Source organism: Mammaliicoccus fleurettii (assembly GCF_002018435.1).
Taxonomy (GTDB): Bacteria; Bacillota; Bacilli; order Staphylococcales; family Staphylococcaceae; genus Mammaliicoccus; species Mammaliicoccus fleurettii.
Map to the genome: position 1 here is coordinate 101,700 of NZ_MWJM01000001.1, position 16,108 is coordinate 117,807.

General features: G+C 31.0%; 13 protein-coding genes. All 13 read left to right on the top strand.

All coding sequences use genetic code 11. The annotated features are described in order from the left end of the window. Position 1 precedes the first annotated feature (1 nt). The 13 genes from B2G86_RS00465 to ymfI all read left to right on the top strand — a co-directional run bounded on the left by B2G86_RS00465 (position 2) and on the right by ymfI (position 16,093). The gene (locus tag B2G86_RS00465; protein ID WP_078356168.1) at positions 2-1,354 is read left to right on the top strand and encodes a sensor histidine kinase; all 1,353 of its coding nucleotides are present in this window, start codon (positions 2-4) and stop codon (positions 1,352-1,354) included. 4 nt (positions 1,355-1,358) lie between these two features. Further along, positions 1,359-1,982: a hypothetical protein gene (locus B2G86_RS00470; RefSeq protein WP_078356169.1), complete on the top strand. Its 624-nt coding sequence runs from the start codon at positions 1,359-1,361 to the stop codon at positions 1,980-1,982. A 58-nt stretch (positions 1,983-2,040) separates the two neighbouring features. Beyond that, positions 2,041-2,979: a tRNA pseudouridine(55) synthase TruB gene (gene truB / locus B2G86_RS00475; RefSeq protein ID WP_078356170.1), complete on the top strand. Its 939-nt coding sequence runs from the start codon at positions 2,041-2,043 to the stop codon at positions 2,977-2,979. A 12-nt stretch (positions 2,980-2,991) separates the two neighbouring features. Then, positions 2,992-3,945 carry a riboflavin biosynthesis protein RibF gene (ribF, locus tag B2G86_RS00480; RefSeq protein WP_078356171.1) on the top strand — a complete coding sequence of 318 codons (954 nt, stop codon included), beginning with the start codon at positions 2,992-2,994 and terminating at the stop codon, positions 3,943-3,945. 105 nt (positions 3,946-4,050) lie between these two features. Beyond that, a complete protein-coding gene (rpsO, locus tag B2G86_RS00485) occupies positions 4,051-4,320 on the top strand; it encodes a 30S ribosomal protein S15 (RefSeq protein WP_078356172.1) in 270 nt (89 codons plus the stop codon). A gap of 121 nt (positions 4,321-4,441) precedes the next feature. Beyond that, positions 4,442-6,556 carry a polyribonucleotide nucleotidyltransferase gene (gene pnp, locus B2G86_RS00490; RefSeq protein ID WP_078356173.1) on the top strand — a complete coding sequence of 705 codons (2,115 nt, stop codon included), beginning with the start codon at positions 4,442-4,444 and terminating at the stop codon, positions 6,554-6,556. Positions 6,557-6,625: 69 nt separating this feature from the next. Further along, a complete protein-coding gene (locus B2G86_RS00495) occupies positions 6,626-7,843 on the top strand; it encodes a M16 family metallopeptidase (protein ID WP_078356174.1) in 1,218 nt (405 codons plus the stop codon). 146 nt (positions 7,844-7,989) lie between these two features. Next, positions 7,990-9,663, top strand: coding sequence for a ribonuclease J2 (gene rnjB, locus B2G86_RS00500; protein WP_078356175.1), 1,674 nt, complete (start codon positions 7,990-7,992; stop codon positions 9,661-9,663). Positions 9,664-9,752: 89 nt separating this feature from the next. Next, on the top strand, positions 9,753-12,041 hold the full coding sequence (locus B2G86_RS00505; RefSeq protein ID WP_078356176.1) for a DNA translocase FtsK: 2,289 nt from the start codon (positions 9,753-9,755) through the stop codon (positions 12,039-12,041). A gap of 9 nt (positions 12,042-12,050) precedes the next feature. Continuing rightward, complete coding sequence (locus B2G86_RS00510) at positions 12,051-12,764, top strand: GntR family transcriptional regulator (RefSeq protein WP_078356177.1); 714 nt, start codon at positions 12,051-12,053, stop codon at positions 12,762-12,764. A gap of 75 nt (positions 12,765-12,839) precedes the next feature. Beyond that, entirely contained in the window at positions 12,840-14,114 is a 1,275-nt protein-coding gene (gene yfmF, locus B2G86_RS00515; RefSeq protein ID WP_078356178.1) for an EF-P 5-aminopentanol modification-associated protein YfmF, read from the top strand. After that, entirely contained in the window at positions 14,107-15,396 is a 1,290-nt protein-coding gene (gene yfmH, locus B2G86_RS00520; RefSeq protein ID WP_078356179.1) for an EF-P 5-aminopentanol modification-associated protein YfmH, read from the top strand. Before yfmF ends, yfmH begins: the two co-directional genes overlap by 8 nt. Continuing rightward, the gene (ymfI, locus tag B2G86_RS00525) at positions 15,389-16,093 is read left to right on the top strand and encodes an elongation factor P 5-aminopentanone reductase (protein WP_078356180.1); all 705 of its coding nucleotides are present in this window, start codon (positions 15,389-15,391) and stop codon (positions 16,091-16,093) included. Before yfmH ends, ymfI begins: the two co-directional genes overlap by 8 nt. Positions 16,094-16,108: the final 15 nt, after the last annotated feature.

Here is a 16,108-nt window from a genome sequence, read left to right on the forward strand (position 1 = left end):
AATGAAACTTGGGACGAAAATACAACTCTATACCACTGTTATGATAGTTATTGTTGTTATTTGCATTAATTTATTTGTTTACTTTGTCTACCAAAAGATTTCACTAGAATCTGAAGTGACTCAGTTAGAAAGCAGGGGAATAAATATAATGAAAGAATTCCAAAACACTTCAGATAGTGATGTAAATACGGAGGCAGTTCTTCAATCTTATTTACTCTCAGATGGATATATTACTGTAGTAAATCCAAAAAATAAAAATATTGTGCAAATATCAACTGATATTAAATATAAGAATTTAGCAGAATCATACAAAAATAGACAATATAAAAAAGTGGTTGATAAAAATGGAAATCATTTTGCAATGGTATCTTTACCGATTATTTTGAAAAATGGTGAAGTAAATAATCTTCAAATATTTGAAAATATTGATTTTAAGTACGAAACTTTTTCAATATTAAAGTGGATATTAATTGTTTCAACATTCATTATACTAATCGTGATATTTCTATTGAATCGAATCATTACGCAAATTATTTTGAAGCCTATCAATGAGCTTATTGAACAAATGAATAAAACGAGAGAAACAAAACATTACAGTAAAATAAATATAAATAATAACGATATGAAAGAATTGAAAGAACTTTCAAATACTTTCAATGAAATGATGCTTAATTTAAAAGACCATGACGAAAAGCAACAAGCATTTATACTTAATGCTTCTCATGAATTAAAAACGCCAATTACTGTTATGACTTCTTATAGCGAAATGTTAAAAAGATTTGGCAAAACAAGACCCGATTTATTAGATGAGGGAATAGATACAATAAATGAAGAAGCTAAAAGGTTAAAATATTTAACTGAACAAATGTTAGATTTGGCTAAAATAGAACGTACATTTCATGATATTGTTTTTTCAAATGTTGATATTGTTTCACAAGTTTCGAATTTAACTAAAAAACTTTCACAAGTATATAAAAGAAAAATTAATGTACACACAAATGAAAATGTTTTAATTGGTAAAATTAATAAAGAAAGTTTTAATCAGTTAATAACAATTTTCTTAGATAATGCGTACAAATATAGTCAATCAGAAATTGATTTATTTTTAATAAGTAAAAATAAATATATAGAAATTAAAATTAAAGATTATGGTCCTGGTATCCCTGAAGAAGATATTGATAAAATATTCACGAGGTTTTATAGAATTGATAAAGCGAGATCTCGTCAGTCTGGTGGATCTGGATTAGGTTTATCCATAGCAAAAGAACTGGCATCTAAAAACCAAATCGATATACAAGTTAATAGTAAATTAGGTATTGGATCAGAATTTATTTTAAAAGTGAGAAAGGTGTGAAAATGTGAAGAAACTAATTAAGCCTGTTCTTATCGTTATTATGGCAATACTTCTAATTACTTTAATTACTATTATTTATTTCAGGTCAACAGAACAATTGATGGATAAAAATCATGCGAAAACTTTGGTGTCAGAAAGGTATAAAGGCGAGTTAATTAAATTAACTCAATCTAAGGATGATCGAATGTTTTATGTAGTGATTAAAGATAAAGATAAAAAATATAGTTTAGAAATTGACAGAAAAGATGAAACAATTAAAAATGTTACATCACAATCAATTTCTAAACAAGTCGCAAAAAAGCAGAAACCTAAAAAAGAAAAAGAGAAGCAAACATTTATAACTGAAAAAAGAGCTAAACAGATTGTTATGAATGAAGTTGGTGGAACATTTGTAGATATTAAAAAAAATGAGAAATCTAAACCAGCTACTTATACAGTCACTCAGCATGTAGATCATGATGAAGGTGCAATGGTTTCTGTTAATGCGTTAAATGGTAAGGTTAATTCAGTATCTTGGTTTAATATAGAACGCCCTCAAACTGACTATAATGAGGGAAATGCTAAGAAAGAACAGTATTATTATGAAGATGATGATGACTATGATAATGATGACTACGAAGACGATTAAAGTAGATTATCAGTTATTTCTTCTTTTTAATTGCATTTTCATGTAAACTTATATTGAAATGAAGCATGTTTTGGAGGTCGTAAAGTTGGATGGCATATTAGCAATTCATAAAGAAGTAGGCATGACAAGCCATGATGTTGTGTTTAAACTTCGTAAAATATTAAAGACAAAAAAAGTTGGTCATACGGGAACATTGGATCCGGAAGTGAGTGGTGTATTACCTATCTGTATTGGTAAAGCAACACGTGTAAGTGACTATGTTATGGAAAGTGGCAAAAAATATAAAGCAGAAGTTACGATTGGTTTTAGTACGACTACTGAAGATCAAACAGGTGAATTAGTAGAACAGAAAATTGTAAATGAGCATACATGGAGTACCGAAGATATAAGATCTACATTGAATAAATTAGTTGGTGAGATTGAACAAATACCACCTATGTACTCTGCTGTGAAAGTAAACGGCAAAAAATTATATGAATACGCACGACAAAATATTGAAGTTGAAAGACCTGTTCGTAAAGTCTTTATTAATAGCATAGAATTAACTTCAGAAATTTCATATGTTGACCAAATCTGCAAATTTGAAATCGAAGTAGAATGTGGTAAAGGGACTTATATTAGAACTTTAGCAACCCAAGTGGGTGAGTTATTAGGCTTTCCAGCACATATGTCTCATTTGATCAGATTAAAAAGTGGTGGATTTTCACTCGACCAAGCTGTTAAATTGGATGATTTAAGAGAAATAGTTGAGCAAGATAAGTTACAAAATGTGCTTCTTCCATTAGAATATGGATTGAATGGTTTAGAAAAAATAACGATAAACGATGAAGACATCGTTAAAAGAATTCAAAACGGACAAAAAATAGAAAAACATTTAATAGACGAACATAAACATGATGGTATATTCGTTGTTTGGTATGAAGAAAAAGCCATAGCAATAATGGATACATACGAAAAAAATAGTGCATTATATAAGCCGAAAAAAGTTTTTCTTTAAAGGAGTATTTTGATGGAAGTTATAGAAATTACACACCCAATAAAATCAACACAATTTGTAAATGAAAATATTGCTTTAGCAATTGGATTTTTTGATGGCATACATTTAGGGCATCAAAAAGTACTTCAAAAAATGATTAAAGTAGCTAAAGATCAACATTTAAAGAAAGCAGTCATGACATTTGATCCACACCCTTCAGTAGTATTGAATCCTGAGAAGAAGCGAACAACATATTTAACACCTATTGCTGACAAAATAGAATCAATAGAAAAATTAGGCGTCGATTATTGTTTCGTAGTAAACTTTTCTTCAACTTTTGCAAATGTATCTGCAGATGATTTTATAGATCAGTATTTCATACAAAATCATGTGAAAGCTGTTATTGCAGGATATGATTTTAGTTTTGGTAAATATGGAAAAGGTAATATGTCTTCTTTACAAGAGAATGATTATCCTTTTAGCGTACATGTAGTATCTAAACAAACTTTGCAAGACGATGATAAAATTTCTACAACGGATATAAGAGCTTCACTTGAACTTGGTGAAATTGAAGCGTGTAATTTGGCTCTTGGTAGACCTTATGTTATTAAAGGAATGGTTGTACAAGGTGAAAAAAGAGGTAGAACAATTGGATTTCCAACGGCTAATGTAGAACCGGTTGATGATTACGTTTTACCTAGAAAAGGCGTATACGCAGTTACTATACTCATTAAATCTAGAGATAAAACGTATAAAGGTGTATGTAACGTTGGTGTTAAACCGACATTCCATGACCCTTCTGCTTCTCAAATAAGTATTGAAGTAAATATATTTGATTTTGATGAAAGTATTTACGGAGAGCGTGTTGAAGTTTATTGGCATCACTTTATTCGACCAGAACAAAAGTTTGATGGAATTGATGCACTCGTAAGTCAAATCACAAAAGATAAAGAAGAAGCGAAATCGTTATTATTGCTTGAAAGATAATATGCTTTTATGTATAATAGTTTAAGTGCCTATTCCTTGGCTAATCGACACTCCGACGATTCGCTCAGGTTTACGGTGAATACAATTATAGGAGGGAAATTGACAATGGCAATTTCACAAGAAAGAAAAAACGAACTAATTAAAGAATACCGCGTACACGAAACAGATACGGGTTCTCCAGAAGTACAAATCGCAGTTTTAACTGAAGAAATTACTACTTTAAACGAACATTTACGTACACATAAGAAAGACCATCATTCACGTCGTGGATTATTAAAAATGGTTGGTCGTCGTAAACATTTATTAACATATTTACGTGACAATGATGTTCAACGTTACCGTGATTTAATCAAATCATTAGGATTACGTCGTTAATCACAATATCAATCGAAGGAAATCGATCAGATTTCTTTCGATTTTTTTTATAAATAAATATAAAAAATAAGTATATAATGGTATGATATAAGAGATTAATTGTATGAGAGGAGATTCATAAATGTCTCAAGAGAAAAAAGTCTTTAAGACAGAATGGGCAGGCAGTCCATTAATAATTGAAACAGGCCAATTAGCAAAACAAGCTAATGGTGCAGTATTAGTAAGATATGGGGATACAGTTGTATTATCAACAGCAACTGCATCTAAAGAACCTAGAAATGTAGACTTTTTCCCATTAATGGTAAATTACGAAGAAAAAATGTACGCAGCAGGTAAAATTCCTGGTGGATTTAATAAACGTGAAGGTAGACCTGGTGAAGATGCTACTTTAACAAGTCGATTAATTGATAGACCAATTAGACCTCTATTTCCTAAAGGCTATAAACATGATGTTCAAGTAATATCAATTGTCATGAGTGTAGATTCAAATTGTTCTCCAGAAATGGCAGCAATGATTGGTTCTTCAATGGCATTATCTGTTTCTGACATCCCATTTGAAAGACCTATTGCAGGTGTAAATGTAGGTTTAGTAGATGGTGAGTATGTTATAAATCCAAATGTAGAGCAAAAAGAAGTTTCTTTATTGGATTTACAAGTAGCAGGACATAAAGATGCAGTAAACATGGTTGAAGCAGGTGCTAAAGAAGTAACTGAAGAAATGATGTTAAATGGAATTTTGTTCGGACATAAAGAAATACAAAGACTTGTTGAATTCCAAGAAGCAATTATTGAAGAAATTCAACCTGTAAAAGCAGAATTTATTCCAGTAGAAATTGAAGCTTCATTTGAAGAATCAGTTCGTACAAAAGCTGAAGCTTTAGACATAAACGCTGCAATAAGAACTGAAGAAAAACAACAACGTGATATTAATATTTCTGCTGTTAAAGATGAAGTGCTTCAACATTTCGATAATGAAGAAGATCCTGATAACGAACAAGTTCTAAAGTCTGCAAGTAAAATTTTAGATACACTTGTTAAGGACGAAGTTCGTCGCTTAATTACAGAAGATAAAATTAGACCTGATGGACGTAATCCTGAAGAAATTAGACCATTAGCATCAGAAGTTGGTCTATTACCAAGAGCGCATGGTTCTGGATTGTTTACGCGTGGACAAACACAAGCATTTTCAGTTGCTACTTTAGGTGCGCTTGGAGAACATCAAATTATTGATGGACTTGGTACTGAAGAACAAAAACGTTACATGCATCACTATAATTTCCCTAACTTCTCAGTTGGTGAAACTGGCCCAGTAAGAGGACCAGGTCGTCGTGAAATTGGACACGGTGCATTAGGAGAACGTGCTTTATTACAAGTAATTCCAGATGAAAAAGAATTCCCTTATACAATAAGAGTTGTATCTGAAGTACTTGAATCTAATGGTTCATCTTCACAAGCTTCAATTTGTGGATCAACATTAGCATTAATGGATGCTGGTGTACCAATTAAAGCGCCAGTTGCAGGTATCGCAATGGGGTTAATTACTAAAGATGATAATTATACAATTTTATCAGATATTCAAGGTATGGAAGATGCCTTAGGTGATATGGACTTTAAAGTTGCAGGTACTGAAAAAGGTATTACTGCAATTCAAATGGATATCAAGATTGACGGTTTAAGTGAGCAAATTTTAAAAGAAGCACTTGAACAAGCTAGAATTGGTAGACTATATATCTTAAACCATATGTTAGAAACGTTAAGAGAGCCTAGAGAAGAATTAAGTCAATATGCTCCTAAAATAGAAATCATGCATATTAAATCAGCCAAAATAAGAGATGTTATTGGACCTGGAGGTAAAAAAATCAATGAAATCATTGATGAAACAGGTGTTAAATTAGACATTGAACAAGATGGTACAGTATTTATCGGTTCTAAAGATAAAGAAATGATTGATCGTGCACGTAAAATCATTGAAGATATCGTAAGAGAAGCGGAAGTCGGCGCTATTTATATGGGTACAGTTAAACGTATCGAGAAATTTGGTGCATTTGTTGAAATATTCCCAGGTAAAGATGCACTAGTTCATATCTCTCAATTTTCAAACGAAAGAGTTAACAAAGTTGAAGATGTAGCAAAAATTGGTGATCAATTCTTAGTGAAAGTTACTGAAATTGACCGTCAAGGACGTGTAAATGCTTCACGTAAAGTGTTATTGGATGAAGAAAAAGAACAAAAATAGTAATATAATTAATTAAATGCTTTAAATAGGGACATTCACGTGTCCCTATTTTTATTATGAGGTGATAGAATGACAGAATTAAAATCATTAAAAAATGGTACAACATTAATATTTGAAGATGTTCCTAATAGTGAAACAATTAGTATTGGTGTATATGTAAAGACTGGTACAGCTAATGAAGGAGATTATCCTGAAGGTATTGCCCATTTTATGGAACATATGCTTTTTAAAGGAAGTAAACAGTATTCAAGACAGCAATTATCAACTGAATTTGATAAAATTGGTGGATATAATAATGCATACACAACTAAGCTTTATACTTGTTACTTCTGTAAAACTTTAAAAAGATTTGAAAAAAAAGCAACAGATTTATTATTGGACATGGTTAAGAATCCTTTATTTATAGAAGAAGAAATTACGCGCGAGAAAAAAGTAATCCTTGAAGAAATTAAAATGATTGAAGATACACCTGAAGAATGGTTATTGGATAAATTAGAAAATGAAATCTATAAAGACCAACCATTAGGTAGAATGATTTTAGGTACACCACAAAGTGTTAATGAAATTGATAGAAAGACTTTAGTCGATTTTCATGAAAAATTTTATCAAAGTAATCGATTAATCGTTTCTGTTGCTGGTGCGTACAGTGAATCTTTAAAAGAAGAAATAATCGAACGATTAACAGATGAGCAGAGTATTGCTATTGATGAAGATCAACAAAAAATGCAGTTTATTGAAAAGAAAGAAACTTACTATAAAAATGAACTTGAACAAACGCACTTTATGAGAAGCTACGTCGCACCAAGCTATAATGATGAGCACTATTATTCTACTAATATATTAAATACAATATTAGGTGAAACGATGAGTTCTAAATTATTCCAAGTGCTTAGAGAAGAACACGGTCTTTGCTATAATGTTTATTCGGATTTCCAAAGCTTTCCGAACGATGGCTTGTTGACAATCTATGTTGCAACAGATAAAGAGAATGTGGATGCTTCAAGCAAGTTGATTACAGAAGTTCTTGAAAACCTACTCAAAGATGGCATTACGCAAGAAGAACTAGACGATGCAAAAAGTCATATTATAACAAGTTTCTTAATGGCTTCCGAATCTAATCAAAATAAAATGACAAGAAATGCGCGTTCAATCATGTTTCATAACGAACTTATTTCAAACGATAAATTTGAAAAAGAAATCAATCAAATTCAGTTAAAAGATATTAAAACAGCTACAAAAATATTACTTGAAGCGCCTTATTCTGAATTTATACTTACAGAGAAATAATATATATCGTAATAAGAAGTAAAAATATTCTCTTCCTTTATTTTAATTATGTATAAGTCTGTTGTATGTGCTTGTGTAAACGATTATATAAATGGTATGATTAAATAAATATATTATGGACGGGACTACATTTAGGAGGAACAATTTTGAGTTTAATTAAAAAGAAAAATGATAAAATTCGTATCATACCACTTGGTGGTGTTGGAGAAATCGCAAAAAATATGTATATCGTTGAAGTGGATGAAGAAATGTTCATGTTAGACGCTGGTTTAATGTTTCCAGAAGATGAAATGTTAGGCGTAGACGTTGTTATACCAGATATACAATATGTAATTGAAAATAAAGAAAAGCTTAAAGGTATCTTCTTATCACATGGACATGAAGATTCAATTGGTGCAGTAAGTTATATACTTGAAAAATTAGATGCACCTGTTTATGGTTCTAGATTAACGATTGCGTTAGTAAAAGACCATATGAAAGCTAGAAAAATAAATAAAAAAGTACGTTACTATACAGTAAATAAAGATTCAGTAATGAGATTTAAAAATGTTAATGTAACGTTCTTTAATACAACACATTCAATCCCAGATAGTTTAGGTGTATGTATACATACATCTTACGGATCTATCGTATATACTGGTGAATTTAAATTCGACCAAAGTTTACAAGGGGCATATGCACCAGATATTGCTAAAATGACTGAAATTGGTCAAAATGGTGTATTTGCACTAATTAGTGATTCAACAGAAGCAGAAAAGCCTGGATATAATGTTCCGGAAAATGTTATTGAAAGTCATATAGTAGATGAATTTGCTAAAGCAAATGGTCGAATCATTGTATCTTGTTATGCATCTAACTTTATCCGTATACAACAAGTATTAAACGCAGCAAGCAAATTAAATCGTAAAGTTTCATTCTTAGGACGTTCATTAGAAAGTTCATTTAACGTAGCACGTAAACTAGGTTATTTTAATATTCCAGAAAACTTATTAGTTCCTGTTCACGATATTAGTAAGTATCCTAAGAACGAGATGATTATCATTGCAACTGGTATGCAAGGTGAACCAATTGAAGCACTAGGTCAAATGGCTCAACAAAGACATCCAATTATGAATATTTTAGAAGGGGATAATGTTTACATTTCTACTACTGCCTCTGCAAATATGGAAGTTATTATTGGACAAACTTTAAATGAGCTTGTTAAAGCTGGTGCACATATCATGCCTAATAATAAAAAGACACATGCTTCAAGTCATGGTTGTATGGAAGAACTTAAAATGATGCTTAATTTAATGAAACCGGAATACTTTATTCCTGTACAAGGTGAATTTAAAATGCAAATTGCACATGCGAAATTGGCTGCTGAAACTGGTGTGAATCCTGAGAAGATTTTCTTACTTGAAAAAGGTGACGTTGTTAATTTTGATGGTGAAAAAATGCTTGCCAATGAAAAAGTAACAGCAGGGAATGTATTAATAGACGGAATTGGTGTCGGAGATGTAGGTAATATTGTCTTAAGAGATAGACACTTATTAGCTGAAGATGGCATATTTATAGCTGTAGTAACATTAGATCCTAAGAACAGAAAAATTGTTGGAGGACCTGAAATTCAATCACGTGGATTTGTATATGTAAGAGAAAGTGAAGAATTATTAAATGATGCTTCAGAAAAAGTACGTGAAATTGTTGAAGAAGGATTACTCCAAAAGAAAATTGAATGGTCTGAAATGAAACAAAATATGCGTGATAAACTCGGCAAATATTTATATGAACAAACGAAGCGTCGCCCGATGATTATTCCTATTATTTCTGAAATCTAATGGATTGTTTTATGGAAGATTTATTAACAGTCAAATAAGCCCAATCATGGGCTTATTTTTTGCATTATAGATAAGGAGGCTATTTCAAGATGGTACAAAAGAAGAAGCCAGCAACTAGTAAAAGAAAAACAACACGTGGTAAGAAAAAGCAAAAGGATAATACTTTAAAATATGTCATTCAAATGATAGTGCTGTTTTTATTAGTGCTAGGAGTTTTTCAATTAGGATTTATAGGATTAATGATAGATAGCTTCTTTCATTTTTTATTCGGTTACTCTAAGTACTTCACATATATTCTCATTGCGGTTATATCACTGCTAATTACAATAAACGGTAAATTGAAATTTACAAGAAGACTAAATGGTCTACTTATATTTCAAATTGCACTAATTTTTGTTATGCAATTGATTTTATATTTTAAAGATAAGTCTTTTGATACTTTTAAAATGACAATAAGTGAAACGTACTCAAGTTTAGAAAGAAATTCATTTTACTTTAATGGTGGTGGATACATAGGTTATTATGCTTTTAATGTTTTGAGTAAACTAATATCTGTTTTTGGTTATAGTTTATTGACAATACTTATATTAATATCTAGTGTTATTTTAATTGCTAAGAAAAGACATCGTGACATAACGAAATCAACTTTTGATATTGCTCAAAGCAAAACTAAATCAAAAATGACTAATTTAGAAAAAAAACGTGAAGAAAAAGCAAGAGCTAAACAATTAGAAAAAGAAAAGCGTCAAAAAAATCAACCAAAAGATGTATCGAACTTAAAAGAACTAGAACCTACTAATGAAGTTTCAACAGTTGAACCAGAACCAGTGAATGAAGATATTCCAATTTATGAATCACAAGAAAAACTAGAAGCTAAAAGAAAGCAACAGCCGAAGCGATCACCACAAAATACTGAACCTGTCGAAAGTGAAATCAATGAATCAACTATAGATGAAACGGAGAATTTAAATTATAAATTACCATCATTAGATATTTTAAATGATCCACCTCAATCTCAATCGGTTTCAAAAAAGACTGTTCAAGAAAAAGGCAAGTTACTAGAAGCAACATTAAGAAACTTTAATGTAGATGCTAAAGTAACACAAATTAGAATTGGTCCAGCTGTTACTCAATATGAAGTTCAGCCAGCTCAAGGTGTGAAAGTTAACAAAATAGTCAATTTAAGTAATGACATCGCACTTAATTTAGCAGCTAAAGACATAAGAATTGAAGCACCTATTCCAGGTAAATCAGCTGTTGGAATTGAAGTGCCAAACGAACATATTTCAATGGTTACATTAAAAGAAGTGTTAAGCGAAGCGAAACCTACGACAAATAAACTTGAAGTAGCACTTGGTAGAGATATTTCTGGTGAGCCAATAACAGCAGAGTTAAATAAATTACCTCATTTACTTGTAGCTGGTGCAACTGGTAGTGGTAAATCAGTTTGTATTAATGGTATTATTACGAGTATTTTAATGAATGCTAAACCACATGAAGTGAAACTAATGCTGATTGACCCTAAAATGGTAGAATTAAATGTTTATAACGGTGTGCCGCATTTATTAACGCCGGTAGTCACAAACCCTCAAAAGGCAAATCAAGCATTACAAAAAGTTGTATCAGAGATGGAAAAAAGATATGACTTATTCCAACATGTAGGTGCGAGAAATATAGAAGGATATAATCAATTTATTGAACGTACGAATCAAGAAATGGAAGAAAAGCAAGCACAATTACCATATATCGTAGTTATTGTTGATGAACTTGCAGATTTAATGATGGTTGCAGGGAAAGATGTGGAGTCATCAATTATGCGAATAGCTCAGTTAGCTAGAGCAGCAGGTATACATTTAATAATCGCGACGCAAAGACCTTCTGTAGATGTTATTACAGGTAGTATTAAAGCAAATATACCATCGAGAATTGCCTTTGCAGTAAGTTCTGCAACAGATTCTAGAACGATACTAGATGGTGGTGGAGCTGAAAAACTACTTGGTAGAGGAGATATGCTATTCTTATCAAGAGATTCATCAAAACCAACAAGAATACAAGGTGCATTCTTATCAGATGGTGAAGTAGAGACAGTCGTTCAGCATGTAGTTGGAGAACAAACTGCTAATTATGTGAAAGAAATGGAACCTGATGAACCTACTGAAGCGAGTGAAATGGAAAGTGAAGATGCACTTTATAAAGAAGCATATTTATTTGTTGTTGAAGAACAAAAAGCAAGTGCTAGTTTGTTACAACGAAGATTTAGAATAGGTTATAATAGAGCATCTAGATTAATGGACGATTTAGAAAACAATGGTGTTATTGGACCACAATCAGGTAGTAAACCTAGACAAGTATTGGTTGATATTTATCAAGAGGAATAGGGGGATATTATGTCTACAGATGCAACTACAAATTTTGTTAAGAACTGGATATTAGATCAAATTCAATCAGGAGAAATTAAACCTGGTGAAACGATACCTAATGAGTTCGAAATCAAAAGATTGTTGAAAGTAAATTATGAAGAAATTGAAAAAGCTATACATGAACTTGTCACTGAACAAATCCTATCGCAAAAATCTGGGGATGTCACAGTTGTTAAACCGACTCAACCTTACTATTATCCTTTAGATGAATTGTTAAGTATTACTAAAATGATAGAAAAGAATGGAGAAGTGGCGGGTACAGAATTTATCAGTTTAGATGAAGAAGTTGCTACTTCAAAAGATATAGAAGTTCTTAATTTAGAAAAAGATGCCATGATATCTGTAATTGAAAGATTGCGAACTGCTGATGGAGAACCAGTTGTATATTGTTTAGATAAAATTGCTACTGATTTATTTGCATGTAGTGACTATCGTTCGAATTCTTCAATACTATCAGCAATAGAAAGTAAAGTAGAGTTTAAAATTACGCATGCAAATACATCTATAGAATCTATAAGCTATGAACCTTATATAAGTGAAATACTTAACTCTGAACCAGACGATGCTATGATGTTATTAACGCAGATACATTATAATGAACATGGTACACCGGTTCTTTATTCTTTAAATTATTTTAAAAGTAGTCTTGTAAAGTTTCGAATTACAAGAAATAGGATATAATAAATATATTGAGGAAAACAAAGTAACAATTGTTGCTTTGTTTCTGTATATATACATATAAGAGAGGTGTATTTGATGATTACTACAGAACATATACAATTAGCATCAAACGATGTTTATGTCATACCAACAGAAAAGTTTAAAACAACGACGATAGTTTTTAAATTTGTAGCGCCTTTAAATAGTGCTACGATTACATCTAGGTCAATTTTAAGTAAGTTAATAACAAGAATAACTAAAAAGTATCAAACAGATAGAGAGATGAATAATCTACTCGCTGATTTATACGGTGCACATTTATTTAGTTATGTAAATAAACAAGCAAATAATCATATTATGACGATTGGTATTGAAATAGTGAATGAAAAATACTTAAGAAGTGAGTTATCCTTATTTGAAAATGCCGTTCAATTATTACACGAAGTAATATTTAATCCATTAATCGAAAATGGAAAGTTCAATGAAAAATATACAAAACAAGAAAAATCACTTTTACATAAAAAATTAACTGCAATAGAAGATAACAAGTCGCAACGAGCATTTATTCAGTTCATGAATCATATGTTTGAGGATGAACCATATAAATACTTAGCATCTGGTCGTCTTGAAGACATTGATAATGTGACTCCAGAATCATTAGTTGATACATATCATGATTTACTTCATGAAAACGCAATTTCTACATATATTATTGGAAACGTTGAATTAGATGAAGTTAAAGCACTTTGTAATGATTATTTTAGTTTTGATCACAATAGTCATTTAGAAATTGAAACTTCATCATTAAAAGTCATTGAAGAAGTAAAAGAAATAGTGGATTATACTAAAATTGATCAAGCTAAGTTAAATATGGGATATAGATTCCCAATTGCATTCCATTCTAAAGAATATTATTCATTTTTAGTATTGAATATGTTATTAGGTGGAGATGCATCCTCAATATTATTTAGCGAAGTTCGAGAAAAACAAAGTTTGGCATATTCTATTCATTCTCAAATTGATGCTAGAAATGGCTTTTTATATATTGTTGGTGGAATTTCCAAAGATAAAGTTCAATTAGCTAAAGACACGATATTGGACATTTATAAAGATTTAGAAGAAGGGAACTTCGACGAGCAAAAGTTAGAGTTAGCTAAAAAAGTTCTTATATCTCATGCACGAGAGATGTTTGATAAGCAACGACAAATGATTGATTTATTACATACACATGCACGTTATCAATCAGTATATAATCATGATGATTGGATTAAAGAAATAGAATCAATTACGATAGATGACATTAAAAATATTGCTCAACTTGGACAATTGGATACAATATATATACTGACTGAAGGTGAAAATAATGAGTAATCAATATTACGAACAGATTGATGAAACAGTTTATGAAGAAACTTTAGACAATGGATTAAAAGTGGTTGTTATTCCTAAGGCTGGTTTTTCTAAAACTTTTGTAACATATACGACTAATTTTGGTTCACTTGACCATACATTTAAACCACACGGGAAAGAAGCATTTGTCTCAGTTCCTGATGGTGTGGCACATTTTCTAGAACATAAACTTTTTGAAAAAGAAGAAGGCGATGTGTTTACTAGCTTTGCCGAAAATGATGCACAAGTTAATGCCTTTACGACTTTCGACAGAACGAGTTATTTATTTAGCGCGACTGGTAATATAAATAACAATATTATAAGACTATTAAAAATGATAGAGAGCCCTTATTTTACAGAGAAGACTGTTGAGAAAGAAAAAGGTATTATAGCTGAAGAAATTAAAATGTATCAAGAACAGCCGAATTATAAATTAATGTTTCAAACTTTAGGAGCACTTTATCATAATCATCCAGTTCAAGTAGATATTGCTGGTTCAGTGGACAGCATTTATAAAATAACTGCTGAAGACTTATATTTATCTTATGAAACGTTTTACCATCCTGCGAATATGGTGTTAATTATTGTTGGAGATGTAAGTCCAGAAGACACAATAGAGTTAGTTCGTAAACATGAGGCTGCAAGAAATATGAAAGAAATGCCGCCTATTACAAGAAAACCTATAGAAGAACCTACATCTGTGCATACGCCTTACATCGAGACAAAAATGGATATAATACAAGAGAAGTCTATGCTAGCTTTTAAATTTGAGCCTAATACAATTTCAGACAAAAATAGAGTTAAAAATGATATGGAAATGATGATTGCTTTAGACCTGATGTTTGGAGAACAGACAGATTTTTATCAAGGACTTCTTGAAGAAGGTATTATTGATGATACGTTTGGTTATCAATTTGCTAATGAAATGACATATAGTTACTTAATTCTAGCTGTAACAACAGATAACCATAAAGTATTTAAAGATGCTTTATTTAGAGAATTAAATAATTATATAAATAAAGGTTTTAATAAAGATGAATTAGAAAGAGTCCGAAAACAAACATTAGGCGAAATTATTTCAAGTTTGAATTCTCCAGAATATATTGCAAATCAATATACGAAGTTTTATTTTGAAGGTGTTGAGCTGTTTGAACTGATTGATATATTAGAATCAGTAACGGTTGATAGTGTTCAGCAAACATTGAAATCATTAATTGATTTTGACAATATAGTTGAAAGTCGTTTGGTGAAACAAAATGGCTAGAACGCTTATAATAGGTGGAAGCGGCGATATTGGACTTTCAATAGTAGACGAATGTTTATCACTTGGTAATGAAGTCATACTACATTATAATAGTTCGAATTTAAATCTACTTAAACAAAGATACGAAGGACAAGCAGTTAGTTTTCTACAGTTTGATCTTGCAATCAGGAATGACATAAGTGAATTAGAATCAGTAGGACATATAGATCAGTTGATATACGTAGCTGGACAATCGTCATTTGGATCTATTCAAGACTTTACTGATCAAGAAATTGATGTACAATACCATATAAATGTATTTTCTTTAATTAAGGTAGTACAATTATTTGTAGATAGACTGAGAAAAAGTGAAAATGGAAGAGTTATTGTTGTATCTTCAATTTGGGGAGAAACAGGTGCAAGTTACGAAACGATTTACTCAACTATGAAAGCGGCACAATTAGGTTTTGTAAAGTCATTAGCTAAAGAGTTAGCTTTAACATCAATTACAGTTAATGCTATAACTCCAGGCGTTGTTCATGGTAAAATGACAGATGAACTTGATGCAATTACTCAAACACAGTTAAAAGAAGAAATACCACAAGGTCGCTTTGTTACGACTGGAGAGATTAGTGCGACTGTAGCTTATTTACTAAACCCGCTATCTCAAAGTGTAACTGGCCAAGTACTTCGAATTAACGGAGGATGGTATATTTAATATTGGGGTGGATAT

Bases quoted from the DNA above. Each gene is read 5' to 3' on its own strand.
- yfmH (WP_078356179.1), top strand. From the start codon at position 14,107: ATGAGTAATCAATATTACGAACAGATTGATGAAACAGTTTATGAAGAA.
- ymfI (WP_078356180.1), top strand. From the start codon at position 15,389: ATGGCTAGAACGCTTATAATAGGTGGAAGCGGCGATATTGGACTTTCA.
- rpsO (WP_078356172.1), top strand. From the start codon at position 4,051: ATGGCAATTTCACAAGAAAGAAAAAACGAACTAATTAAAGAATACCGC.
- B2G86_RS00505 (WP_078356176.1), top strand. From the start codon at position 9,753: ATGGTACAAAAGAAGAAGCCAGCAACTAGTAAAAGAAAAACAACACGT.
- truB (WP_078356170.1), top strand. From the start codon at position 2,041: ATGAAGCATGTTTTGGAGGTCGTAAAGTTGGATGGCATATTAGCAATT.
- ribF (WP_078356171.1), top strand. From the start codon at position 2,992: ATGGAAGTTATAGAAATTACACACCCAATAAAATCAACACAATTTGTA.
- B2G86_RS00465 (WP_078356168.1), top strand. From the start codon at position 2: ATGAAACTTGGGACGAAAATACAACTCTATACCACTGTTATGATAGTT.
- pnp (WP_078356173.1), top strand. From the start codon at position 4,442: ATGTCTCAAGAGAAAAAAGTCTTTAAGACAGAATGGGCAGGCAGTCCA.
- B2G86_RS00510 (WP_078356177.1), top strand. From the start codon at position 12,051: ATGTCTACAGATGCAACTACAAATTTTGTTAAGAACTGGATATTAGAT.
- B2G86_RS00495 (WP_078356174.1), top strand. From the start codon at position 6,626: ATGACAGAATTAAAATCATTAAAAAATGGTACAACATTAATATTTGAA.
- yfmF (WP_078356178.1), top strand. From the start codon at position 12,840: ATGATTACTACAGAACATATACAATTAGCATCAAACGATGTTTATGTC.